Here is a 23,846-nt window from a genome sequence, read left to right on the forward strand (position 1 = left end):
ATTTAGGAAACAAAGCCTATGTGGTCAGAAATTAAAAATTTTAGCTAGATCACATAAATCTCTCGGATTACGAGTTTCAGCACCTGATACTTATGCTCATTTGACGTTTTGTAGGGGTTCAATGAAAGAAAAAGCGGCCTAAATAGCCGCTTTTGATGGTTGCCTAGTATGGTTATCTAGCGCCGTTATTTAGAGTTCTGCTTAGGACTCTTCTTCCTCAAAGCCATCAGCATAGCCTTTCGGTGGCGGTGTCCAACCTCGTTCAGATCGAGAGTGCTTGTCTGAACGGTCTTTTTTCATATCTTCTTTCATTGCTTCTTCAAGGTGAATGAAGATTTGTCGGTAGTTGTTGTCGTAGCGCGGGTTCTCTTCCGCTTCAGACCAAGCTTGGTAGAGCTTTTCAGACTTACGGCTTTCAACACGTTGATACGTCGATTTCTGTTGTTCAACGAAGAATGGGTGATGACCCAAAGAACGCAAGGCTTCTGCACCCATTTCAAGAGCAGAATGGTAGGTCTCTGATTCCACGAAGTCTGCACCTGCTTCTCTTAGGCGATAACTATGACCACGGTCGAATGCACGCGCTAAGATTTTCACTTTAGGGTAGTTGTGTTTAACGTATTTGACCAATTCAACACTTGAGTCTTGGTTGTCGATAGCCACAACCAACATTGCGGCTTCTTCGATACCAGCGGTATGTAATAAATCATGACGAGTCGCATCACCAAAGTAAGATTTGATGTTGATTGAACGTAGCAAGTCGACTTGATTAGCTTGATGATCCAAAACCACAGTATTGACATCATTCGATACCAATAAGCGGTTAACAATCTGACCGAATCGGCCAATACCAGCAATGATCACCGTGCCTTTCTCTTCGATGGTATCTTCTTCGCGATCGTTAGACTTTTGCTCGTAACGAGGAAGAATCACTTTATCAAATAGAATGAATAACCCTGGCGTTAGGAACATTGAAAGTGCAACAACCAGCGACAGTGTTTGAACAATATCGGCTGGCAGTACATGGTTTTGGGATGAGAAGCTCAGGAGGACAAAACCGAATTCACCGGCTTGCGCCAAGCTCAATGTAAACAGCCAACGGTCACTGTTTTTGATTTTGAAGATTAACGCCAACGTAAATAACACCAAGGCTTTGAGTAGCATAACGCCAAGGGTGAGGCCAATGATCAAACCAAAGTCGTTGAATAGGACATCAAAGTTGATGCCTGCACCTACGGTAATAAAGAACAAGCCAAGTAGTAGCCCTTTAAACGGGTCGATATTAGACTCAAGTTCGTGGCGGAATTCACTGTTGGCTAATACCACACCCGCAAGGAAGGTACCCAAAGCCGGTGATAGGCCGACTAGGCTCATTAGTGCAGCAATACCAATCACCAACATCAGTGCGGTTGCAGTAAAGATTTCACGCAGACCTGAGCTTGCAACAAAGCGGAACAGTGGACGACTCAAGAAGTGCCCACCGACAACAACAATCGCAATAGATGCTGTGATCACAAGGCCATAAGCCCAACCGGGTAGGCCAGCAACGAGACTTAACTCTTCATGGTGATCAGAAGCTGAAGCGACCGCGCTTTGTGCAGCTTCAATTAATTCTGGCAACGCTAATAGAGGAATGAACGCCAACATAGGGATGACGGCAATATCTTGGAACAGCAGAACAGAGAAAGCGTTTTTGCCCCCTTCGGTTTTGGACAACCCTTTTTCATTGAATGTTTGTAGAACTATCGCGGTTGATGACAGTGCGAAGATCAAACCGATGGTGAGTGCTATCGTCCAAGGCTGCCCAAAGAACAGAGCAATGCCCATAACAATCGCGGTAGTGCCGCCAACTTGCAGGCCACCCAGTCCCATAAGACGGTTTCTCATTGCCCAAAGCATCTTAGGCTCAAGTTCCAGCCCGACTAAGAACAACATCATCACTACGCCGAATTCAGCAAAGTGTTGAATGGTTGTCGTTTCTTCGCCTACTAAGCCGATAATTGGACCAATCACAACACCTGCAATGAGGTAACCAAGCACAGATCCGAGACCAAGCCTTTTGGCGATAGGGACCGCAATGACTGCGGCAAGCAAATAGATAAATGCTTGTAGAAAATATCCTGTCATGATTTAACCTCTGCTCATCAGTTCATCAACGTAATGGTTTAGCTTTTCAGCCTTGCTTGCCTTTTTAAGGTCGACTTCGCCCGCAACAAAAGCCTCTAAAAGCGTTTTATAGCTGTTTACGTGATCTTGAATTCGGCCTTCTTCCAACGCAGTACGTGAACCAAACAAAGCCAATGGAGCCAAGTAGTTCATACCGCACAAAGATGCCGTTTGTTCGATTGGGTGAAGCAGTTCACGTATGGTGAAGTGATTATAGCCATCAGTTTGATAAGCATCTTTCTTGCCACCAGCGGTGATACTGCATAACAAGCTTTTACCTTGCAGTTCATTACCGTCGGTACCGTAGGCAAAACCGTACTCGAGAACAAGGTCTTGCCATTCTTTAAGAATCGCGGGTGTTGAGTACCAATATAGTGGGAACTGAAAAATGATGATGTCATGGTCCAACAGGCGTTTCTGTTCACGGTCGATGTTGATCTTGAAGGTTGGGTACTCAGCATAGAGGTCGACACAGGTAACCCCGTTAATGCGTTTGGCTTGTTCAAATAAGGGTTTGTTAGCTTCAGAGCGATGCTGAGAAGGGTGGGCGAATAGCACCAAGACTCGATTTTTCGACATATAGCCCTCTTTGTCCATTAACGAATAATATTTATTGGAATTATAGATATACAATAATAGAAGAATGGTTGAACAACAACGAATTAGCCCATACTTATCTATTTAGATGCGTGTGTTTTTAGGTACTTAATTATATAAAACATCCGTCAATTTGAGTATTTCCGGCACAAGCCGCCGATGACTGAGTAAAACTAATTATTCATGAATAGTAAAAGCGAATATGGGCATTTTATGTCACCGTTGGCGGGTAACGTAAATAATTCAATAACCCTACATAGAACAACAATGAATAAAGGAAAAACTATGAGCATGGACTTGCGTCAACAATGTGATTTGTTGCTTTCCGGTCACCTAGAACCGACTCCAGCACAAACATTCGCTCAGATGGCTGAATGGTGTGAGACACACAATGTGAGCCATGATAGCTACGGCGATGGTGAGTTTATCGAGAGCTTCGAAAACAAAGTCGCGGAACTGCTAGGTTATGAAGCGGCTGTATTTGTGATTACTGGCACCATGAATCAACCAACAGCATTAGAAATTGCGTGCCAAGAGAAAAGAAACCCAGTAGTGGCGATGCATGAATCGAGTCATATTATGCGTCATGAACGCCAAGGGTATCAGCTCCAAAACCGATTCAACGTACTTCCCGTTGGCAACGTATTTCGCACTTGGAATGTTGATGACTTAAAGGCGTGGCCTGATGAGATTGCAGCCGCTCTATATGAATTACCCATGCGTGAAATCGGCGGCCAATTACCAGAATGGGATGAGCTTGAAGCGATCAAGCAGTACTGCAAAGAACAATCAATTCACCTTCATATGGATGGTGCGCGTTTGTGGGAATGCGGCGCCTATTACCAAAAGTCATACAGCGAGATTGCTCAGGGCTTCGATAGTGCTTATGTTTCGCTGTACAAAGGTCTCAATGGCCTTGGTGGTTCGTTATTGTTGGGCGATAAAGCCTTTGTAGCGAAAGCTTCTGCGTGGATGAAGCGCCAAGGTGGCAATGTTTATCACCGAACGCCTTATGTGGTTTCAGCAGCAATGCAGTTTGATGAGCGATTAGAGTTGATGCCATCACTGTTTGAGCGAACAAAACAGATCTACCAAATCTTATTAGACTATCCTCAGTTCACTGTTAATCCGCAGCAACCGCAGGTCAACATGCTTCACCTATATTTACCTGTGAGCTATGAAGACGGCATTATTGTGAGAGATAACATAGCGAAGAAACACAAGATTTGGATAGGAAACCCAGCGATCAGTGAGTTGCCAAACCAATGTAAGATTGAATGGTATGTAGGGGATAACCTACTAAATTTGCCTGATCATGAGCTGATAGACATTCTAGATTTTATTAGCGAAGAGCTGATTTGATTAACGAAGAGCTGGCTGAAGAAGAACTGATCTAATTGGAACTGAAATGGATACAGGAAAGGGTTCTTATATCCATTTATATAGCTAGGATGTCCGGCTCTGTTACATATACTGGTTGATGTACACATCAACTAAGAACATGAACACTGGAACAGTGCTGAGAAGTCCGAAGAAGACGATTGGCACCCAGTTTTTCATTTTCTTTTTAGGTTGCTCAGTGTTATTCATAAATTCGGCCTTAAATTCGTTGTTGAGTCTGTTTAGCTTTTTGGTACTAAAAATCTAAGTGTATGGTATCAAATAAATAGGTTTAGCCCTATGTAGATTTAGAGAACCGTGGTGTATATCAATCACATAAAATGTAAGTGATTCATAAACGGTTCATAAAGGTTCAACAATAATGAACCTATTACAACAATCATTGCCTTACTCGGCATATTAAATAAATAGCATTCAAAGATTTGGAGAATACAGAATGAAAACAATAGGAAACATCATTTGGTTTCTGTTCGGTGGCGTATTTATGGGACTAGCTTGGTGGTTCTTCGGACTGCTCGCATTCCTAACCATCGTTGGTATTCCATGGGGTAGAGCATGTTTTGTTATGGGTAACTTCTCATTCTTCCCATTTGGTCAGGAAGCGATTTCGCGTGATGAGCTAACCAATGAAATGGACATCGGCACGAGCCCGCTAGGTGTGATTGGTAACGTTATTTGGTTCTTATTTGCGGGGATCTGGTTGGCGATTGGTCACATCATGTCAGCAGTAGCGTGTTTCATTACTATTATAGGTATTCCGTTTGCGATTCAGCACCTTAAGCTCGCGGTTATCTCATTGGCGCCAATCGGTAAAACCGTTGTCGACAAGCGTGAAGCAGAAGCGGCACGAGTAAGAAACTACAAGGGTTAAGACTACAGTTTAAGCCTTATATAGAACTGAAAAAGCACATCACATGATGTGCTTTTTTGTGCCTCGTTTTCTATCTAACGATGCCCCAATCTCACAAACACTCACTAGACATTGTTGAACAAGACTTCAAGCCTAAGGGTGATGTTGGCTTCTTCGGTGTGTTTCTAATGAGGTTCTCGTTCCCATTGATAACGAGGGATGAGTTCGTAGAACAGCCACTCTTTCCATACGTTTTGTCGGTAGGTAACCGAAACCTGAGCGTATTCGTAATGATTATGAGGCTCATCCGTTGCATTAATCGTGGCGCTATATTGAAGTGCTTGATCTTGGGCAAGGTAGTGATACAAGGTTAGCCCTGTACCATAGTTTCAACCTTTAAGGTCGTCGTTATATCCTGCAAAGCTTGACCATCGAGCCAAGAAATCATCACTTAAAGAAAGATCAAAGTCGATGTCGCTGATCTCACCAGTCTCTTGTTTTTCTTGATATACACGTTGGGTCAGCCTGAATACGGCATCTGTGGTGAGAGGGTAGGTAAATAGGTAGCGAGCTTCGATACGCGGTTGCAATGTTGCCTTAATATTGAAGCTGCTATAGCCCTTGGCATAAGCATCGTAACGTAGGCCGAGTGCGCTCTCTAATTCCTCTGAATCTTGCGGAAAGAAATCCAAGAACTCTTCATCGCTGACAGATTCGTAGATCAACTTTAGGCGTTTACTGACAAAGGGAAGATGAAGGCGCGCTTTGAGCTTGGTCGAATAGTCGACCAAGCCGCCTTCAGAATAGATGAAATCATTATACCAACGTACAGAGGTTCCGGCTCTGGCGTCCTCGGTAATACGGTCATCCACAAAGAAGTTATCGAACCATATTGCGGGCTGACAAAACTTGCTGTTTAGGTAGTGGTAAGCTTTTTCGACGCGCGTGTCTTCTAACGGTTGGCTGTGACACTCATCCTGTTCCTCCGCGAAGGCAGAGTGGGAAACGAGCGATGCTAATAATGAGGAGTTAACTATCCAACGACTCAATGGAACCTGTTTGTCATTCTATGTATCAATAGTTTGACTATAACTAAGCAGTTATGACAATGCGACTTTTAAAGAGATTTATCTTAATCAGTGGCTATTCAAAACAGAGACTTGAATAACATATGGCAGGTAAAGAAAACGGGCTCAGTAGGTGAGCCCGTTTGTCGATAAGTTTATAAGTGACTTAATGGCAGATTACATTGCCGCTTCGAAAATCGCAGAGATTTCTTCGTGGGTCGCTTGTTTAGGATTAGTAAAACCACATGCGTCTTTCAGTGCGTTGTCAGACAGAGTAGGGATATCTTCTAGCTTCGCACCAAGTTGCGCGATACCTGTTGGGATGTTCACGTCATTTGCTAGTTGAACAATTGCTTCGATCGCAGCTTCTGCACCTTGCTCTGGTGACATACCTTCAACGTTAACGCCCATTGCTTTTGCAACATCACGTAGACGCTCAGGACAAACTTGCGCGTTGTAGCGTTGAACGTGTGGTAGCAAGATAGCATTACACACACCGTGTGGAAGATCGTAGAAGCCGCCTAGCTGATGCGCCATCGCATGAACATAACCTAGTGACGCGTTGTTGAACGCCATACCCGCCATGAACTGTGCGTAAGCCATTTGTTCACGTGCTTCAATGTCTTCGCCGTGCGCTACTGCCGTTCTTAGGTGAGCTTGTACAAGTTCAATGGCTTTAATCGCTACAGCGTCTGTAATTGGTGTCGCTGCGATAGAAACGTAAGCTTCGATTGCGTGTGTTAGCGCATCCATACCTGTTGCAGCAGTCAGTGATGCAGGCTTAGCAAGCATTAGTTCAGGATCGTTTACTGAAATAAGCGGTGTTGTGTGCTTGTCAACGATCGCCATTTTAATGTGACGTTCCTCATCAGTGATGATGCAGAAGCGTGTCATTTCTGATGCTGTACCAGCCGTAGTGTTGATAGCGATAAGAGGCATCATTGGCTTTTCAGATTGGTCTACGCCTTCGTAGTCTGCAATCTTGCCGCCGTTAGAAGCAACCAGAGCAATGCCTTTTGCACAGTCGTGTGGAGAACCGCCACCTAGAGAAACAACGAAATCACAATCGTTGTCAGTCAGCAATTCAAGACCATCGTTAACGTTCGTGATGGTTGGGTTTGGTTGAGTGCCATCGAATACAACTGCGTCTACGCCTCGCTGGCTAAGAAGGTCTTGTACCTGTTTAACTACACCAATTTGATTCAAGATCTTATCAGTTACGATCAGACCTTTTTTAAAGCCTTGAGACTGAATACTATCAGCAGCATCCTCCAGACAGCCAGTACCCATGAAGTTGATTGTAGGGATGTAAAATGCAGTAGACATTGGAAAACTCCGTTAATTATGATTTTTAATTTCCTACATGTTGTCGGCATTCAAGTGGTCGACCATTGATCTGGAACAACTTTGAATTCGAACTACCACTTTGTGGCTAGTCGTTGTGATAGGGCTCATATAGCAATCGTTTTCATGGTTTTTGGCTGTGTTGATTGTCAGTAATAGATCGCGATAAATCGACTAAATTAGAGACAGTATGGAGCTCTATAACAATGAAAAATAAGGTTTTTCATTGAAAACTCTTCTAGTTAGGCTGGTGTCGACGTTTTATCTGAGTCATCGCTGCATTCAATTTCAGGTTCTTGTGACTCTTCAGAATCAAGGGTGTCTTCTGACTCCTCGTCATAGTATTTGACAAGAAAAGGGGTAAGCATGACAGACGATGGTAAAAAGTGCTTCATAGTACCTCCCGGTACCTAAGTGTATTTATTGTATGGTATTGGTTTAATATGTGGCAAAATTTGCGATACATCATGACTTGTGGCTTGTTTTCTATAAATTATTAGAACTATATTCAGGCTCACAAAATTGGTAGTAGAATGAACATCTGGTCTTTGAGCCAATGAACAACTAAAGATAAACGCAGCTCAACAGCGTGATTAATAGGAAATAAAATGAAGTACGACTGGATATTCTTTGATGCAGATGAAACCTTGTTCCATTTTGATGCTTATCAGGGAATGAAGCTGATGTTTTCTCGTTTTGGTGTGGACTTCAACGAACAGGATTATTCCTTTTATCAAGAAGTTAACCTACCACTATGGGTAGACTATCAAGATGGTCGCATTACGGCTGATCAACTGAAACACACGCGCTTCGAAAGCTGGGCTGAGAAATTAGAGACAACAACAGCAGAACTAAACAGTGCATTTTTGACCGCAATGGCGGATATCTGTTCTCTGCTCCCAGGTGCAAAAGAGTTGATGGAGTCTTTAAAAGGCAAAGTGAACATGGGTATCATCACGAATGGGTTTACCGAGCTGCAATCTATACGTTTAGAACGCACAGGCATGACAGATTACTTTGACCATGTGATCATCTCTGAAGAAGTCGGTGTCGCGAAACCAGACGCTGAAATCTTTGAACATGCACACAAGCTTGTTGGCTTACCAGCAAAACAACGCGTATTGATGGTCGGAGATAACCCGCATTCAGATATTTTAGGCGGCTTGGATTTTGGTATTGAGACGTGTTGGTTGAACAGCCAAGAGAAAGCAGCACCAGCAGGTATTAACCCTCATTATCAAGTTAAGTCTTTAGCTGACCTGCAAGCTCTGTTATTGGCATAATTGCTTTTAGATTTTTGAGTGAATGATTGATAGCCGAGTGCAGTTATGTGCTCGGCTACTTATTTTTACCTACTGTAAGTTATCGATAGTGGTGCTTAAGTCTATCTTTGCTTTAAGCTCGCTTTGATTACCCAATGACAATAAAGAAAAGGAAGATGTGTGTTTAAATCTCATCGCCATAGCTGCTACGGCATTGCTGCCATTCTACTTTGGAGCTGCTTAATCGCGCTGTCTCGAAGCGTATCTGAACAACTGGGCCCAATCGGTGGTGCGGCCAGCCTTTACACGGTGAGTGCGCTGTTGTTGATCTGTGTTATGGGTCTACCAAAGCTGTCACGCTTTTCTAAGTCTTATTTGCTGATTGGCGGCACCTTGTTCGTTTGTTATGAGATCTTCTTGGCTCTGGCTTTAGGAATGGCAAACAATAGACATCAAGCCTTGGAAATGGCTGTCATCAACTACTTATGGCCAGCACTGACGGTGTTATTTGCGGTGCTGCTGAGCGACAAGAAAATTAACTGGTTGGTTTACCCAAGTATCTTCTTGGCCTTCTTTGGCGTCGCTTGGAGCATCAGCGGCGATCAGGGGCTTTCTGTTGAACAAATCGCTGCCAATGTTGCTACTAACCCAAAAACTTATTCAATGGCGTTTTTCGGCGCGATTATTTGGGCGGTTTACTGTAATTACACTCAGAAAGTGGCGAAAGGGCAGAATGCGATTGTGTTGTTCTTTATCGCAACGGCAATCACCTTGTGGATCAAATACGCATTGAGTAACGAAACCGGCATGGTGATGACAACCAGTGCTGCGATTGACTTAGTGTTGGCAGGCGTGTGTATGGGCGCAGGTTACGCGCTTTGGAATACAGCGATACTTGGCGGCAATATGGTCTTCTTGGCGACCATGTCGTATTTCACGCCTATTTTTGCGACCTTACTGTCTTCTATTATTTTGGGTTTGTCATTGAGCATGACGTTTTGGCAGGGCGTTTGTATGGTAACGATTGGCTCTTTAGCTTGCTGGTGGGTAACCAGAGACAAAAAGCCGACGGTTACGGCGTCGGCTTCTAAAAAGGTTCAATCAGAGTCTTAGTCAGCGAGAGGTTGATTGGTTAGCTCTTGGTTCTTAACTCTCGACTCTTAACTCGCGATATTGAGATTCAATTGAAGCTCATAAGGCATCTTCGATAAGCGTCGCTTAAGTTGGCGGCGCGTACGTTCAATATCATCGACCGCAATCACTTGTTGGTCGTTGGTATGAATATCAACATTGATTCGTAATTCTGGACCAACCTTAGTCACGCCCATTAGCTCTAAATCTTGATCCGCTTCTTTGTCTACCGCGACAACGTTCTTATCTACCGCATCACAAATATCTTTGTTTGCCGACATCATAAGCAGTTCGCGCATCGCCTCACGTAACATGTCGAAAGGCACTTTGATGAAGTAGAAAGACATTAGCAACATCATCATTGGGTCGGCATACACTGCGTATTCTGCAAGCGGAGAAAAAGTAATTAACCAAGCCGCTACGAAACCCGCGGTTACCGCTACACTCAGTAGCGTATCCATTTGCCACTGTTTAGACTCAGCCTGAATCAGACCTGAAGAAATACGTTTACTCTTATTCGCGATGTACCACCAAGCGTAACCACAACCCAGTACGTTGAAAATACCAAACAGAGTTGCGATAGAAGCATCAACTTCACGGCCACCCGTCATTAGGGCACCAATCGCAGAGTAAAGTGAATAACCAACCACAAGAAGAATCACAACGGCTTTAATCGCAATCACAATCGGCTCGATGATAGCTCGACCAAACGGGAACTCAGTGTCCGAAGGGCGATTGATGTATTTCGAGGCAGCTAGTGACAATAAAGTTAACAGTAAGCTGATAAGAGAATAGACACCGTCAAATACTATGACCAGAGAGCCAACGAGAAGACCCAACACCAATCCGCCAATTGCGAAGCCTGATGCTAAAAGGGCTGAGAACAGTAGTACTCGATTTTCGTTTTGGCTTTTCCTGTCACACATAATATTTTCCAGATGTTTTTGATAACTTCATTGTTCTAATAATGAGCTAACTTTACAAACTTTATCTGATGATGTTTATATGTCTTATTTAATTCGAACATATAAATCAATAAAATTCAGTGACTTAAGATCAGGGTGTGGTGTCAATAAAGTTGACGTTGAGTGTTTTTTGGTGATGGTGTGCAACTGAAATAGGATCGTTTATGATTAATAAAACACATTAGTCGCTAAGGTCTTATTGGTCTTCTAGATTTGACTGCGACTGCGATGGACAAGGAGTGAATCAATATGAAGTTTGACGATATCAGTGATAATGAGTTGTGGGCGATTGCTAACCCGATCATGGATAATCTGATGGATGGTTCAACTAAGGTTGATCATGAACAGCACTGTCGAGATTTTACTCAAAGGATGAAAGACATTGTTACGCCAGAATATTTAGAAAAGGTGTGTCACCATTATCAGCACAGTAATGGCTTTTTTGCTGAGCGTGAGCAAGTTGCTTTATTTAGACGTTCAGACTCCATCGCCTTTGTGTGGAAACAAGCTTACACCATCGCCAAAGGTGAGTTTGTCGCTGAAATGGTATTGGTTGAAGAAGACGGACGCTATTTAGTGGATCACGTGATGGTCTTTTAGGAGTAGTGCTGTTTGTGGTTTTTCCCTTTGTTATCGACGATAAGCAATAAGCGCGAGCTAGAAATCAAACAAATAATCACTAAGCTGGTCGGCCAACCAATTCATTCCTGGGTGCTCTGCCATGCCAGCCGCGGTAAACATACAGTAGTCTTCTTGTGTTAAACCGTAGGTGTGTTTGATCACGGCAAGCTCTTGTTCACGCAGTAAATGGCGAATCAATGGCTCAGGCATTACGCCCCATGCTTCTTCACGTAGAATCGTATCCAACATAAAGTCGAAGCTAGAGAAGCCAATGTAACGACGCGAGAAGGGCTCAAGCTCAGGATTATCCTTTTCATTAAGATAAACCATGGTTGCTTGCATCGAATTTCTCAGTACTTCATCAGACACTCGTCGCATCGCACTCAAATCATGTCCTTTCTTACATACAGACATCATTCGAATCTTACCAAGCGGGTTGTAGATAATTCTTGGGTCATCGACGCGTTCGTAATCGACACCAAATGCGAAGTCGACTTGCTGAGTTTCAACTAGGTTAGCTAAGTCACCGCTCGATGCGAGAACGAAGTTGAATGAGGTAGAAGGGTACTTGTTATTTAAGGCGTGAGATAAGTCCTGCCACATTTCATCGGGTAGGGAGTCATCTCGTGCTATCCAAATTTCTGCGTTGAATTCGCCCGAAACATGCAAGCAGGTTTGTTTAATACGCGCGGCTGTCACCAACATGCCTTCGCAATCTTTGTAAATCGCTTTACCCGCTTCTGAAAGCTCAACGTGGTTTCCGCTGCGGACGAACAGCTCGACATCTAACTCTTTTTCCAAGGCTTTAATCGACATGCTGAGTTTGGTTCGGTTGCATTCTAACTGGCGTGCAGCTTCAGAAACTGATCCTAAATCAGCAACGGAACAAAAGGCTTGGACTTGAGAAAGGTTCATTTCATTTCCATATTGAGCGGGGGTTGGTGCATATTATCTGAATATTGTGCTGACTATCTTAGAAATAGTCCATCTTTGCATGATAACTCTATGACGAATTGACTAATTTGGTTTACTCTGGGGGGGTTCCGAACCTACAAGAAGTAAAGATGGAGGCCATGATGGCGAAACAATGGGACGAGTACGCCGTTGATTGGGATAAAGATCCCGCGACCGCAGTATTCGCACAGTCCGTATTTGACCAGTTAACACAGCTCGTTGACTTAAACGGAACCCGTGTCCTTGATTTTGGTTGTGGTACAGGACTACTCAGCCAGAAAATATCTCCTTTAGCAAAAGAGATCATCGCACTCGACATCTCCGAAGGGATGATTGAAGAGTTAGATAAGAAAGAGCTACCTAACGTTGAACCGGTTGTTGATATTTTATCGCGCGGACTAGCAGCGCAGCACCCAGCATTCAGAAACCAATTTGATCTAGTGGTAGCCTCTTCGGTGTGTGGTTTTATCCCGAACTTACAAGACACAGTCAGTCTGATTTACACGCTGCTTGAAAATGACGGCACGTTTGTACACTGGGATTGGTACTTGGAAAGCGACAGTGAAGACTACGGTGTAAGCCAACAGCGCTCAGAAAATGTATTGAGTGCAGCGGGCTTTGCAGTAGTTGAAGTCTCTACACCGTTCTCGATTGACACTCCACAAGGAGAGTTAAAGGTATTAATGGGTGTTGGACGTAAACAAGCGCTTCCAGATCTGTAATCGTGTGTATGCCTTGAGCTAGCATTCAGAATGCTCATTTAAACTACTAAACCCACATTAACGACTCTAACGTCAGTTATGTGGGTTTTCTCTTTTTGGCGCTATCGTTTTAAACAGAACGAATTAGCGCTTTCTCATTTCTTCACTACTAACTCTGGTTTCTCTATTTCTCTATTTCTCATCTCGCTCATAGAAAACTCAACACCGCTAATTTACAAATTATTTATTTCCATTTTGGAAATGTAGTCTTGCATACATTTCATTAGTGGAAATATAACGGTGAGATATAAAATAAGCCCATAACAACACTAAGGGTTTAATCATGAGCCACCAATCTGCGTCATCTACTTCTTCACCACTTTCAGTGCAACAACAACGCTTTAGCAATATCATTTCAGATGCCAATCTGTCTCCAAAACAGAAATCGAGTTATCTTGCCTTAGAAGCTGAAGCTAGCCTACCGTACATGCCGGTAAGCAATGAAGTAGAGCAAGCCTTACAACAAGGTGTGCTATGTGACATGTTTGAAGGTCACGCCCCATTTAAGCCGCGCTATGTGCTTCCCGATTATTCTAAATACTTACATCAAGGCTCAAAGTATTTAGAGCTTAGCGCGGCAACTAATTTCGACGAAGCATTGAACATGCTAACCATCCTTTATCATCACGTTCCGTCAGTGACTTCCATTCCGGTTTACTTAGGTCAGTTGGATGATGTGTTGATGCCTTTCGTGGGCGACTTAACGGAAGAGCAGGTATACCAAAAGCTTAAGCTGTTTTGGATTATGTTGGATCGCACACTGCCAGACGCGTTTATGCATGTGAACATCGGCCCGACAGACAACATTATCTGCCGTACGATTCTACGTGTAGACGCTGAATTGAAGCAGATCGCGCCAAACTTAACCTTTATGTACGACCCAGCCGTGACACCTGATGATCTACTTCGTCATGCGGCGAGCAACATCTGTGAATGCAGTAAACCACATATTGCAAACTATCCAGCGCATGCCGAGGCTTACGGCGATAAGCGTTTTGGTATTGTGAGCTGCTACAACTCTCTGCCGTTAGCGGGTGGTTCAAACACCTTGGTGCGTATGAACCTTAAGCAAGTGGCGTTGAAGTCTGAGGACAGTGCTGATTTCTTACAACAAGTATTGCCGAACTACAGTGGCATCATGGTTGAGTTGATGAACGTTCGAAGCCGCTTCTTGCATGAAGAGTCTAACTTCTTCGAAGGCTTCTTAACCAAAGAAGGTTTGATCGAAGAGGATCGCTTTGCGCCAATGTTTGGTATTTACGGCATGGCGGAAGCAGTCAACATCTTGCTGGAGAAAGAAGGTCAAGCAGGGCGTTATGGTCACGATGAACTGGCGAATCAGCTTGGTCATCGTATCTCTGAAAAGCTGGCTGAGATCGTTGAACGCTCTGAAGTGAAATATGGATTAGAAGGTAAAGCTCTGCTGCATGCTCAAGGCGGTATTAGCTTAGATGAAGATGTGACGCCGGGTGTCCGTATTCCTTATGGTACCGAACCGGATCCTGTCTCTTACGTTCGTGCAACCGCGGGTCACCATAAGTTCTACACCTCGGGCATCAGTGACATTCTGACCATCGACGAAACAGTGAAATCTAACCCTGAAGCGATGTTTAACCTGTGTAAAGGCGCGATTCAAGCGGGTTACCGAGAGTTCACGGCTAACGTTGCATCAAATGATTTGGTTCGTGTCACGGGTTACATGATTAAGCTATCTGACATTGCCAAATATGACGAGCAAGGCTCACGCACCAATACCACCTTTTTAGGTGCCGAAGCTGCGAAGAACACGGGCATATTAGAGCGTAAACCACGCGTGGCGAGTTTAGAGATGTCGCCGACATACGAATAGCTTTAACGTGTGTTATGCGTTTCGAATACGAACAATGTGAATTATGAAAATTTCTGATCTAACAACTCAAATGGCTAGGGTTAAAAATAATAAGACAGAAAAACAAGCGAAGGTCAGCCGTGTGCTGACCTTTTCTTGTGTTGATGGACCGGGAAATCGCCTAGTGCTGTTTCTACAAGGGTGCAATTTCGATTGTATAACCTGCCATAACCCACACACTATTAATCACTGTAACCATTGCGGAGACTGCATAAGTGGGTGTCCAAGCGGCGCATTAAGCTCTGTAGATGGTAAGGTGAAGTGGGATCCGGTCGCGTGTACCAACTGCGATCAGTGCGTCGATATTTGTGATCATAAGTCGAGCCCCAAAATCACCACGATGACGGTATCCGAGGTACTTGAACTGGTTAGGCATAATCAGTTCTTCCTGAGTGGTATCACCGTTTCAGGTGGTGAGGCGACCATGCAATTGCCGTTTATCATAGAGCTGTTTCAAGCGATTAAACGTGATCCACAGTTAGCGCATCTCACGTGTTTTATTGATAGTAATGGTTCGCTGTCACTTCAAGGGTGGGACAAGGTGTTGCCTTATCTTGATGGCGCGATGATTGACCTAAAATCATGGCAATCGGAAACACATCAATGGTTAGTGGGTAGAGGTAATCATAGGGTGTTTGAAACCATTAACTACTTAGCAGATAAAGGAAAACTGCACGAAGTTAGGTTGCTACATATCCCAAATAAAAGCGATCTTGAGGACGAAATTGAACAAGTGGGGCGTTACTTGAAGACTCTACCAAGTGATGTTCGAATTCGACTCAATGCGTTTCAGCATCATGGTGTCATTGGCGACGCGTTAGATTGGCCGAAATGCACCGAAAAACAGATGCAGAGCTTTCACGATAAGCTCTACACCATAGTTCAAAGACCGATGCAAACTCCTGAGGTTTATACCTAGTCTTTAGATTTCTTAGGCGGTCAATCAGGCTTCTAAGAACGTTAACTTTCTAAAGATATTAAGTCTCTAAAAATATTAAGCTTCTAAAAACAGGTCACACAACCATTTGATCGCTTGATCATTCATGTTGGGTTTATTCCACACCAAGCTGTACGCCACCTTACCGTAATCAAAAGGCAAGGGCTTGCTCACTAAGCCCTGAGCTTGTTTAGCATGCTCAGCCCACTGTTTAGAGCAAGTGAACAGGAAAGGTGTGTGGTGACACAACACAGCCGCAGCGCCGAAGTCCGCGACCGATATCGCCATCTCTCTTGGTTGGTGGCATTGAACCAAGTTTTGTTCAAAGTAAGGCTGAGACAGTTCGTTATCTAAAATCCCAATGTGCTTGTAATCTAAGTAGCCTTCTACCGTCAGTTCTTGCTGAGCGAGAGGGTGGTGTGCGCCCATCAAACAAACCATTTCATCTGGAAGAATTGTTTCCCAAACCAGCTCTTTGTTATCGGTCGGCGGCTGAGATATATCATGAGGCAACAAGATCAAATTGACCTTGCCACTGAGTAAAGCATCGAAGCCGAGCTGTTGTTTCGAATAGATGTTGAGCTTCGCGCTTGGCGCGAGCTCAGTGGTAATTTTACTGATCTTTGAGGCAAATACTTCGAAAGTACTTTCACGCATCGAAAGTGAAAAACTGCCTTGGTACTCTTGAGGGGTAAAACTCTTTTGATGAAGCAGTCCATTCATGCTTGAAAGAATTGCGTGAACAGTGGGCGCTATCTTCAGAGCAAAGGGAGTCGGGATAAGCTTGGTACCATCTCGATAGAAAAGCTCATCATTCAGGATGTCACGCAACTGAGACAGGGTTTTGCTTACACTCGAAGGGCTGACACAGAGTTGCTCTGAGGTCTGAGTGACGCTGTGGGTGTTCAGCATAATATGAAGCGCAGTGAGGTGCTTAAGGCTCACCCTAGATAAGTGTAAGTAATCCATTTATGACTCACGCATTCAGATTGGCTTGTGATTTTGCATGAACGACAAAATCGAACAAGCCAAATTGGATAAAGGTTATTTACGAGCTAGCTTATGGTGCGCTCGTGAAAAGTGGCCTGCGCAAAATGCGCCCACAATCGATAGTTCACCCGCTAAACACAGTGCAGCACAAACTTCAGCTAGGGCTTGTGATTTACCGTTACCATGCAGCCCAAGTAAATCTAAACAGGCTTTTTGACTTGGCAAGCCGGTACCACCGCCGACAGTCCCAACCATTAAGTTAGGCAGTGTCACGCTAGCGTATAAACCGCCTTCTTTGTTGAGTTCCATACGCGTCATACCAATCGCTGACTCGGCGACACAGGCCGCGTCTTGGCCACAAGCGATATAGAGTGCCGCCAACGCATTCGCATAATGGGCATTGATACCGATAGTACCACTCAAAGCGCCACCGACTGTGGTCATTTGGCCAAACTGGACCATCTTCTCTGGTGTCGTGTGTAGGTACTTCGCGACAAGCTCTGCAGGGATATTAACCTCAGCAGTTACCTTTTTGCCACGAACGCTGCGCAAGGTTTGGGTATTGGCTTTCTTATCGCCTGACAAGTTGCCATCAAGGAAAGCATGGTCAGGCTTAACTGGCGTATTTTCGATGATGTACTCAAACACGGCATTGGTTGCGATGGTCACCATATTCTGACCAGAAGCGTCTCCGGTTAGAAATTCGAACACCAAGTAAACATGGTTACCTTCGATGTTGATATTAATGTCGGTCAGCTTGCCGTGTGATGTTGTTGATTCTGCCAAGATCTTGAACTGGTCATACTGTGTCACAGCCCAAGCCACAAACTGTCCGGCTTCAACTAATCCTTGAAATGCAAAGCCAGGAGTACGTGTTACGCCTTCATTGAGCAACATAGCACTTGCGCCACCACAAGCCGTAATCAGCTTAGAACCACGGTTATAAGACGCGACAAGCGCAGCTTCTGTGGTCGCGAGTGGTACGAGGTAATCGCCCGTAGCAAATAGGCCATTGACTCTTAAAGGGCCAGATATTCCCACAGGGACTTTAACGGTGCCAATAAAGTGCTCAATGTTTTTCTCATAAGCTTGGAACTGACTTTGTGTATGAGGGTCGAGCAGTTCTTGCTGTGAATCTGCATTATCGAGCGCTGTCCAGCGACGTGTGAGATTCTTTTCTGTCAGGTAGGGGCTAGGTGTCAGCTTATTTACTGGCTTTTCAAAATGAGGCTGAAGCTTTTTTTCTAATTCGTCTGCGGAGATGTCGCCTCCTAAAATAGAAACATAGTCACGGCGATGCAGATTTAGTTTTGGCATAAATAGTATGAAGTAAAGTTTGTGCAGCAAATTGGTTTGCGCTGATTCTACCGAGTAATAAACCAGAAACAAGCGCCTGATATAATGAGTTACAGTTTGTGTGGTTGTTGAAGCAAAAAGCAGCGAAGTTTCGCGAAATATAGGCTGTATTTGAGCGAAATTTAGATATGAATGTCGAGAAGGCTACCGATGGCTTCGTTTTGACGATCAACCACACTTGCACCAACGCGGTTATAACTTGCGCTTTGTGTCAGTTTAATCAGGGAATCGGTTGAAGATGAAGCAGGTTCAGGTTCTTTGTCTTTAAAGGAAATGGCTTGTTCAGGCTCTATTTGATTAAAGCTGAGATCGCTAGCTTCGAAAGTGTCGTCGGATTCTAGAGCGTGTTTGGAGGCTTGGTTGAGCTCGATTGCGGCTTCTTCAGCCATGTTGGTGGATTGCTGAATAATGGCGTAACCAGATTGAATACCAGATATCGACATATCAGAACCTTTTATTGACGTATGGAATGAGTCTAGGCGGACGATATTTTGAGCGCAATGGTGAACAGATGAAATTTACGGTGAAAATGTGAACTTAAGCTAAAATAGTGATGTCTGTCTATTAACTGAACAGGTCATTTAGCGCGTTTAATTCTTCATCAGTAAGCAAAGAAGGCTTCTCTGTTTCGAGGTTGCCGTCGATCTCACTCTGAAGTGCTTTTAATTGTTGTGGGCTAAGAAGCTGTATTTGCTGCTTAAATGCTTCAAATTGCTGTGTATTCATAGTGTGACCTTTGTTCAAATCCATATGCTCTTTAGAGCATAGTCTACTGATTCAGGAAATCAAACAAGATTAAGTGAATTTTAAATGATGTTTGAAGTTTCTTGAAACTAAGACAACTATAAATTCCTGTGGTTGTTTTTTGTCCGAGAAATGTTAGGAAAAGTTAAGGCTTGGTCAATCAAAGTCAGAAAATTCCTACAATGTGAAAACGCCTTCAACCCTTGTGGCACAAGGGTAGGTAAGTAATTTCTCTACCCAATTAGGGGTATGGGTAAAGCAATGTATAAATATTTGTGATGATCAAAATATAAGCAATTGGCGTTATCTTTTTGTTTTTACGGTATTTTGTTTGTTGCTCAAGAAGCTTCTGTTTCAAACGACTTGTCGATCTTAACCTTAACTGCAAACTTGGTCGCTAAGGTATGCAGTTCTGGAAGCATTCGATAGATCAAATGGAGCTGTTGTAGAACCATTTTGACAGAATTCTCATCTTCTTCTCGCCATTCACTCAAACGTTTATCCAGCTCCGGGTCATAAGCGTTTTTCACTTCACAATGCTCTTTATGAGAATAGAGTTGATCATTTAGAGCGTCGAGATGCTGGTGGATTACTCTGTGCGCATCTAGCACCAGTTTGTGTGTCGCTTCATCATCAATACGCGTTCTGTGAGCACCCAGAGCCGAGATATAGCTAAGTAGAGCATGATTGAGTGTTAAGAATCGGAAGCTCTCATCTTCAGAGGTGCGGTACTTACCCGGTTCAACCAACATGCTACTGATCGCGGCAGTCAGGTTTGCATCATTATTATGCGCACTACGTCGAGCGATACGATAGTTTAGGCTATCTTTCTTACCGACACGGTATTGGCCGATGATCTGAGCGAGATAGTTCTTATTGGAATCGAGCGCATTCGCCATCACTTTGTGCAGTCGCTTCGACTGCCAATCAGGTAACACATAAATGACAGCAAGCACGGCGAGAGCACAACCAATAAAGGTATCCGCTAACCTTGGCAATACTACCGCGTAGCCTTCACCTAATTGGTTAAAGCAGAAGAGCACAAGCAGTGTGATAAAGCCGGTCGCAAACCCGTAATTATTGATTCGAAACGCAAAGAACATCACGCCACTGATCACAATGAACACCAATTGGCTCTCTTGCGACGGGAAGAAGGTCAGTAAAGGTACTCCGATCAACAAGCCTGCGACCGTGCCAATGACACGCGCCGTCAGTTTTTGACGGGTTGCACTGTAGTTTGGCTGACACACAAACAGTGTCGTCAGTAGAATCCAATAACCTCGTTCGATATCAAAACCCTGGATAATCCCGTAGCCCAGCGTCAAAGTGATCGCCATGCGAATCGCGTGGCGGAATAGCATAGAATCGGTGTGCAAGTTAGCTTTGATCTTGTGCCACATTGCCGTCAAAGTATGAGGGTTGGTATCGTCCAATACACCTTCTTCAATCTTCTCTGCATCTGGGTTGCTGATATTCGAGAGCTGTTTTTCAACGGTTGCTAGGTTATTGAATAAGTAATCCAACTGGTTCAGCAGTGATTTCCATTTAGGATTATTCTGTTGGTGCAGATGATTGAGCGAAGACATCAGCTCATCGAGTGCCAATACAGACTTGTCACCATGCTGGTATTCAGCGCCAACTTTCAACGAGCTCGACACTTCTTTACACGCAGTGGCCTGCGCTTCCAGTAGATACTTAAATCTAAACAACACGTCAGAGCGCTCAAAGTGTTTTGCTAGCTCTTGATAGCGATAGTGGCTAGAGCTGACGCGTTCATGAATATCTTGTGCGATGAAGTAGGTGTTAAGAAATCGGTCACTAGGGCCGTCAATGTGTCCGCGCTTAGAGCGATTAAGCAGCGTCGCTTTACACATGTTGAGTGCGTTAACGGTACTCGCGTTGAGTTTGGCTTCAATGATTCGGTGTGGCTGGGGAATCAAGTCAGAAACGGGGTAGAAGAGTTCCGCTTTTGAATCGATGTAGTTACCGATTTGATCGAATACCGTGGCTAAGTTTTGCTGCACGGGTTGCATTGGCCACACTATCTGCCAAATCATCGACATGAAGTAGTACCAAGCGGCGCCAGTTAACAGTAGAAGCGGTTGAAACCAAAGGTTGGTGCTCTCGTGTGCACCAAGCATGGTATAGATGGCAACCAAGAGAGAACCAAACGCGATACTCGCGTATTTAGGGCCAATTGCCCCGAGAATGATAAAAGAGAAGGTTGAAACAAAAAGCCCGATCGCGAACAGCCAAGGCGTATCGAAGAGAAGCTCAATAGAGAAAGCCGCAACGGCGAAACAGATAAAGGTCAGCGTGAGTGCTTTCAAGCGCCCGGTAAAGCTGTCATCACTTTCCGCAAGAGCCGCAGCAATAACGCCTAAGATCAAAGGCGTGATCAGTGTGTTTTGTCCATAATACCAAGCAGGCACCACCACGCCGAGCAGAGTGATGAGAATTAATACGCTGTAATTTATGGTTTTATTCGCCCAATAGAGGCGTAATTTGGCTGAAAAGTCCACAGTCGCTCACTTGACACACTAAAAACCATAATCCTAACAGAAATCAAGCACAAGAATTTGATACTTATCCATAATTGCCCGTAGGTGGTCATGAAAGCGTCGATAAGATATGAGATATTATTAATTCTCATTGCATCATGATATAAATTCAATATTCCCAATTAAGAGCACACTCCAATGCAGCTAAGCGCTAACAAGACTGCACAGTTTTTTATTCAAAATGAATATCATCAGGTTGAACTTGATGGTCCACGCTTGCTGTTATCTTCAGTAGGCAGTGAAGAGCGTATCCCATTTACTATTTGGAGTGGCAAGATCGCGATAAAGCGCGGATTGTTCTGGGGATCGCTACAATTTTTTGCGAATCAACAAGATGGAACACAGCGCAGTTGGTTAGTACAAGGCTTACCTTGGGATCAATGCCGTCAATTTGCACGCGCGTCAGTTAGTGCTTATCAGAAGTGGCACGACACTCAATGTGAACAATTGGCTGAACACGTACCTCAGTGGGAAGCTGAATTAACACGTCTTGAGCAATTACCAGCCTTTCTACCGCATTCTAAGGTCAACACTTGGGTTGATATGGTCAACTCAGGCTTAGAGAGTATGACAATGACGCTAGAAGAGGCCGCACAACGCATGCCAAACCGCATCGCAAGAATGCAGCCATGGTTATCTGAAACGGAAATCAAGCAAGCTGAAAGAAACCAGCAATGGCTAGAGACCGAGCGAAAAAACTGGGAAGTGTTGTTTGCGCAATGTGAGTCGTCACCACTGAACTTATCGCAGCAATATGCGGTGTTGATGAATGATGATCACAACCTTATTTTAGCGGGTGCAGGCTCGGGTAAAACCAGTGTTCTAACGGCTCGCGTCGCGTATTTACTGCAAAGCCATCAAGCTCAAGCTGAAGAGTTGCTATTGCTCGCTTTTGGTCGTGAAGCGGCAGAAGAGATGAAGCAACGTCTCGACAGCAAAATTGGTTTATCAGCAGAGAAGGTGCAAGTCAGCACTTTCCACCAGTTGGGTTTAAAGATACTGAATCAAGTTGAACCCGAACGTGTGGTTATTTCTCCTTTAGCGCTCGATGACAACCAACGCCAAGCATGGTGCATTGATTGGTTGAAGAAGCACTGGATGACACCGACCAACTTTAAACGTTGGCAAAAGCATTTGTCTAAATGGCCAATCGCTTATTTAACCGGTGACGATGAGCTTGGTAGCCACGTTTCAAACCTCAAATTGATCGGTTGGCTTGAAAAGCAGCTAGAACAGTTGAATGCGTCGGGTTTAACCAAAAAAGAAGTACAGCAACAGCTGATTGATCACCGAGACTATGCGCGCCTCAACAGCGAGCTTTCACTGTGTTGGCCATGTGTAACCGCGTGGCAAAAGGAGCTGAAAGAACAGAATCATATCGACTTCTCAATCATGATCAGCCGAGCGACTCAGTATGTCGAGAAGGGCAAGTTTATCTCACCTTGGAAGTTCATCATGATCGATGAATACCAAGATATCTCACCTGATCGTCTTGCCTTGGTTGAAGCACTGTGTAATCAGTCTAAAGCCGAGCATCAAGCCTCTATTTTTGCAGTAGGCGATGACTGGCAGTCGATTTACCAGTTTGCAGGTGCGGATGTGGATTTGACCACGGGCTTTAAGGATCGTTTTGAAAGCTCGACCATTCATCACCTAGATACGACTTACCGCTTTAACAATCAGTTAGGTGCGGTGGCTAATCGCTTTGTACAAGAAAACCCAATTCAGATTCCGAAAGAACTGAACAGCTTCAAGCAACAGAAGCAGAAGGCGGTGTACAGTGCGCCAAGTAAAGAAGTTGAGAAGATTCTTGATCAACTGAACCGTCAATCCAAAGGCAAAACCAATAAATCGGTGCTGCTACTTGGACGTAATCATTACCACAAGCCAGAGTTGTTGGAAGACTGGAAGAAGATCTTCACTTCCATTGATATCAAGTTCATGACTTGCCACGGCAGTAAAGGTAAAGAGGCGGACTTTGTCATTATTCTTTGTGTTGACGAAGGACAGTTCCCGACCAAGAAGAAACAGCTGCATATTGATGGCGCATTGACTGAATCATCAGACGCGTTCCCTTATGCTGAAGAGCGTCGTTTATTCTATGTAGCAATGACGCGGGCAAAAGAGAAAGTATGGATCACGCACAGTGGCGACGGCTCTGGCTTTGTGCAGGAGCTGCATGGTTCTGATTACCCAGTTGTTCGTAAAAAGTGATGTTACTTGACTTGATTGTCTAAGATTAGATCTTCAA

At 44.2% G+C, this 23,846-nt stretch carries 21 protein-coding genes and 1 pseudogene; 9 read left to right on the plus strand and 13 right to left on the minus strand.

Annotated elements, in window-relative coordinates; translation table 11 throughout:
- Window positions 1-201: 201 nt before the first annotated feature.
- Together AB4133_RS00005 and AB4133_RS00010 are read right to left on the minus strand one after the other, a co-directional pair.
- Window positions 202-2,127 carry a monovalent cation:proton antiporter-2 (CPA2) family protein gene (locus AB4133_RS00005; RefSeq protein ID WP_054547053.1) on the minus strand — a complete coding sequence of 642 codons (1,926 nt, stop codon included), beginning with the start codon at window positions 2,125-2,127 and terminating at the stop codon, window positions 202-204.
- Window positions 2,128-2,130: 3 nt separating this feature from the next.
- On the minus strand, window positions 2,131-2,745 hold the full coding sequence (locus AB4133_RS00010) for an NAD(P)H-dependent oxidoreductase (RefSeq protein WP_017060908.1): 615 nt from the start codon (window positions 2,743-2,745) through the stop codon (window positions 2,131-2,133).
- Window positions 2,746-3,048: 303 nt separating this feature from the next.
- Here AB4133_RS00010 and AB4133_RS00015 point away from each other — a divergent pair, with 303 nt between their 5' ends.
- Window positions 3,049-4,125 carry a low specificity L-threonine aldolase gene (locus AB4133_RS00015; RefSeq protein ID WP_017071139.1) on the plus strand — a complete coding sequence of 359 codons (1,077 nt, stop codon included), beginning with the start codon at window positions 3,049-3,051 and terminating at the stop codon, window positions 4,123-4,125.
- Between the two features lie 102 nt (window positions 4,126-4,227).
- Here AB4133_RS00015 and AB4133_RS00020 read toward each other — a convergent pair whose 3' ends face one another.
- A complete protein-coding gene (locus AB4133_RS00020; protein ID WP_017060906.1) occupies window positions 4,228-4,353 on the minus strand; it encodes a hypothetical protein in 126 nt (41 codons plus the stop codon).
- 247 nt (window positions 4,354-4,600) lie between these two features.
- Between AB4133_RS00020 and AB4133_RS00025 the strand changes: the two genes are divergently transcribed.
- Entirely contained in the window at window positions 4,601-5,035 is a 435-nt protein-coding gene (locus AB4133_RS00025) for a YccF domain-containing protein (protein ID WP_004730224.1), read from the plus strand.
- Window positions 5,036-5,199: 164 nt separating this feature from the next.
- Here AB4133_RS00025 and AB4133_RS00030 read toward each other — a convergent pair.
- The 3 genes and pseudogenes from AB4133_RS00030 to AB4133_RS00040 form a co-directional block, all read right to left on the minus strand.
- Window positions 5,200-6,063 (minus strand): annotated as a pseudogene (locus AB4133_RS00030) (hypothetical protein).
- A 195-nt stretch (window positions 6,064-6,258) separates the two neighbouring features.
- Window positions 6,259-7,407, minus strand: a complete 1,149-nt coding sequence (yiaY, locus tag AB4133_RS00035) for an L-threonine dehydrogenase (RefSeq protein WP_372223734.1) — start codon at window positions 7,405-7,407, stop codon at window positions 6,259-6,261.
- A 260-nt stretch (window positions 7,408-7,667) separates the two neighbouring features.
- Window positions 7,668-7,820: a hypothetical protein gene (locus tag AB4133_RS00040; RefSeq protein WP_017060903.1), complete on the minus strand. Its 153-nt coding sequence runs from the start codon at window positions 7,818-7,820 to the stop codon at window positions 7,668-7,670.
- 213 nt (window positions 7,821-8,033) lie between these two features.
- Between AB4133_RS00040 and yjjG the strand changes: the two genes are divergently transcribed.
- Window positions 8,034-8,708 (plus strand): pyrimidine 5'-nucleotidase, encoded by a 675-nt coding sequence (gene yjjG / locus AB4133_RS00045; RefSeq protein ID WP_372223736.1) that lies wholly within the window; start codon window positions 8,034-8,036, stop codon window positions 8,706-8,708.
- Between the two features lie 159 nt (window positions 8,709-8,867).
- On the plus strand, window positions 8,868-9,800 hold the full coding sequence (gene yddG / locus AB4133_RS00050; protein ID WP_371721354.1) for an aromatic amino acid DMT transporter YddG: 933 nt from the start codon (window positions 8,868-8,870) through the stop codon (window positions 9,798-9,800).
- Window positions 9,801-9,847: 47 nt separating this feature from the next.
- Here the strand turns inward: yddG and AB4133_RS00055 are convergent, their stop codons facing one another.
- Complete coding sequence (locus tag AB4133_RS00055) at window positions 9,848-10,744, minus strand: cation diffusion facilitator family transporter (RefSeq protein ID WP_372123134.1); 897 nt, start codon at window positions 10,742-10,744, stop codon at window positions 9,848-9,850.
- A 288-nt stretch (window positions 10,745-11,032) separates the two neighbouring features.
- Between AB4133_RS00055 and AB4133_RS00060 the strand changes: the two genes are divergently transcribed.
- Complete coding sequence (locus AB4133_RS00060; RefSeq protein ID WP_017060899.1) at window positions 11,033-11,383, plus strand: hypothetical protein; 351 nt, start codon at window positions 11,033-11,035, stop codon at window positions 11,381-11,383.
- A gap of 57 nt (window positions 11,384-11,440) precedes the next feature.
- On the opposite strand, the gene AB4133_RS00065 is transcribed toward AB4133_RS00060, so the two are convergent.
- On the minus strand, window positions 11,441-12,319 hold the full coding sequence (locus AB4133_RS00065) for a LysR family transcriptional regulator (protein ID WP_016797108.1): 879 nt from the start codon (window positions 12,317-12,319) through the stop codon (window positions 11,441-11,443).
- A 161-nt stretch (window positions 12,320-12,480) separates the two neighbouring features.
- On the opposite strand from AB4133_RS00065, the gene AB4133_RS00070 reads away from it, so the two are divergent.
- From AB4133_RS00070 to AB4133_RS00080, 3 genes are all read left to right on the plus strand, one after another.
- Entirely contained in the window at window positions 12,481-13,080 is a 600-nt protein-coding gene (locus tag AB4133_RS00070) for a class I SAM-dependent methyltransferase (RefSeq protein WP_017064785.1), read from the plus strand.
- A 322-nt stretch (window positions 13,081-13,402) separates the two neighbouring features.
- The gene (locus AB4133_RS00075) at window positions 13,403-14,968 is read left to right on the plus strand and encodes a YjjI family glycine radical enzyme (RefSeq protein WP_372223738.1); all 1,566 of its coding nucleotides are present in this window, start codon (window positions 13,403-13,405) and stop codon (window positions 14,966-14,968) included.
- Window positions 14,969-15,011: 43 nt separating this feature from the next.
- Window positions 15,012-15,926: a YjjW family glycine radical enzyme activase gene (locus tag AB4133_RS00080; protein ID WP_372103245.1), complete on the plus strand. Its 915-nt coding sequence runs from the start codon at window positions 15,012-15,014 to the stop codon at window positions 15,924-15,926.
- Between the two features lie 75 nt (window positions 15,927-16,001).
- Here the strand turns inward: AB4133_RS00080 and AB4133_RS00085 are convergent, their stop codons facing one another.
- The 5 genes from AB4133_RS00085 to yccS all read right to left on the minus strand — a co-directional run bounded on the left by AB4133_RS00085 (window position 16,002) and on the right by yccS (window position 21,556).
- Window positions 16,002-16,913 (minus strand): LysR family transcriptional regulator, encoded by a 912-nt coding sequence (locus AB4133_RS00085; RefSeq protein ID WP_065584590.1) that lies wholly within the window; start codon window positions 16,911-16,913, stop codon window positions 16,002-16,004.
- A 75-nt stretch (window positions 16,914-16,988) separates the two neighbouring features.
- Window positions 16,989-18,251: a hydroxymethylglutaryl-CoA reductase gene (locus AB4133_RS00090; RefSeq protein WP_029235254.1), complete on the minus strand. Its 1,263-nt coding sequence runs from the start codon at window positions 18,249-18,251 to the stop codon at window positions 16,989-16,991.
- A gap of 161 nt (window positions 18,252-18,412) precedes the next feature.
- Window positions 18,413-18,733, minus strand: a complete 321-nt coding sequence (locus tag AB4133_RS00095) for a hypothetical protein (RefSeq protein WP_017060893.1) — start codon at window positions 18,731-18,733, stop codon at window positions 18,413-18,415.
- 121 nt (window positions 18,734-18,854) lie between these two features.
- Window positions 18,855-19,040, minus strand: coding sequence for a hypothetical protein (locus AB4133_RS00100; protein WP_065584591.1), 186 nt, complete (start codon window positions 19,038-19,040; stop codon window positions 18,855-18,857).
- Between the two features lie 332 nt (window positions 19,041-19,372).
- The gene (gene yccS / locus AB4133_RS00105) at window positions 19,373-21,556 is read right to left on the minus strand and encodes a YccS family putative transporter (protein ID WP_372223739.1); all 2,184 of its coding nucleotides are present in this window, start codon (window positions 21,554-21,556) and stop codon (window positions 19,373-19,375) included.
- 177 nt (window positions 21,557-21,733) lie between these two features.
- Here yccS and helD point away from each other — a divergent pair, with 177 nt between their 5' ends.
- The gene (helD, locus tag AB4133_RS00110; RefSeq protein WP_017067022.1) at window positions 21,734-23,809 is read left to right on the plus strand and encodes a DNA helicase IV; all 2,076 of its coding nucleotides are present in this window, start codon (window positions 21,734-21,736) and stop codon (window positions 23,807-23,809) included.
- The last annotated feature ends 37 nt before the right edge of the window (window positions 23,810-23,846 follow it).

Origin of the sequence: Vibrio sp. 10N.286.52.F8 (assembly GCF_041468745.1) — a bacterium.
GTDB lineage: Bacteria > Pseudomonadota > Gammaproteobacteria > Enterobacterales > Vibrionaceae > Vibrio > Vibrio crassostreae_C.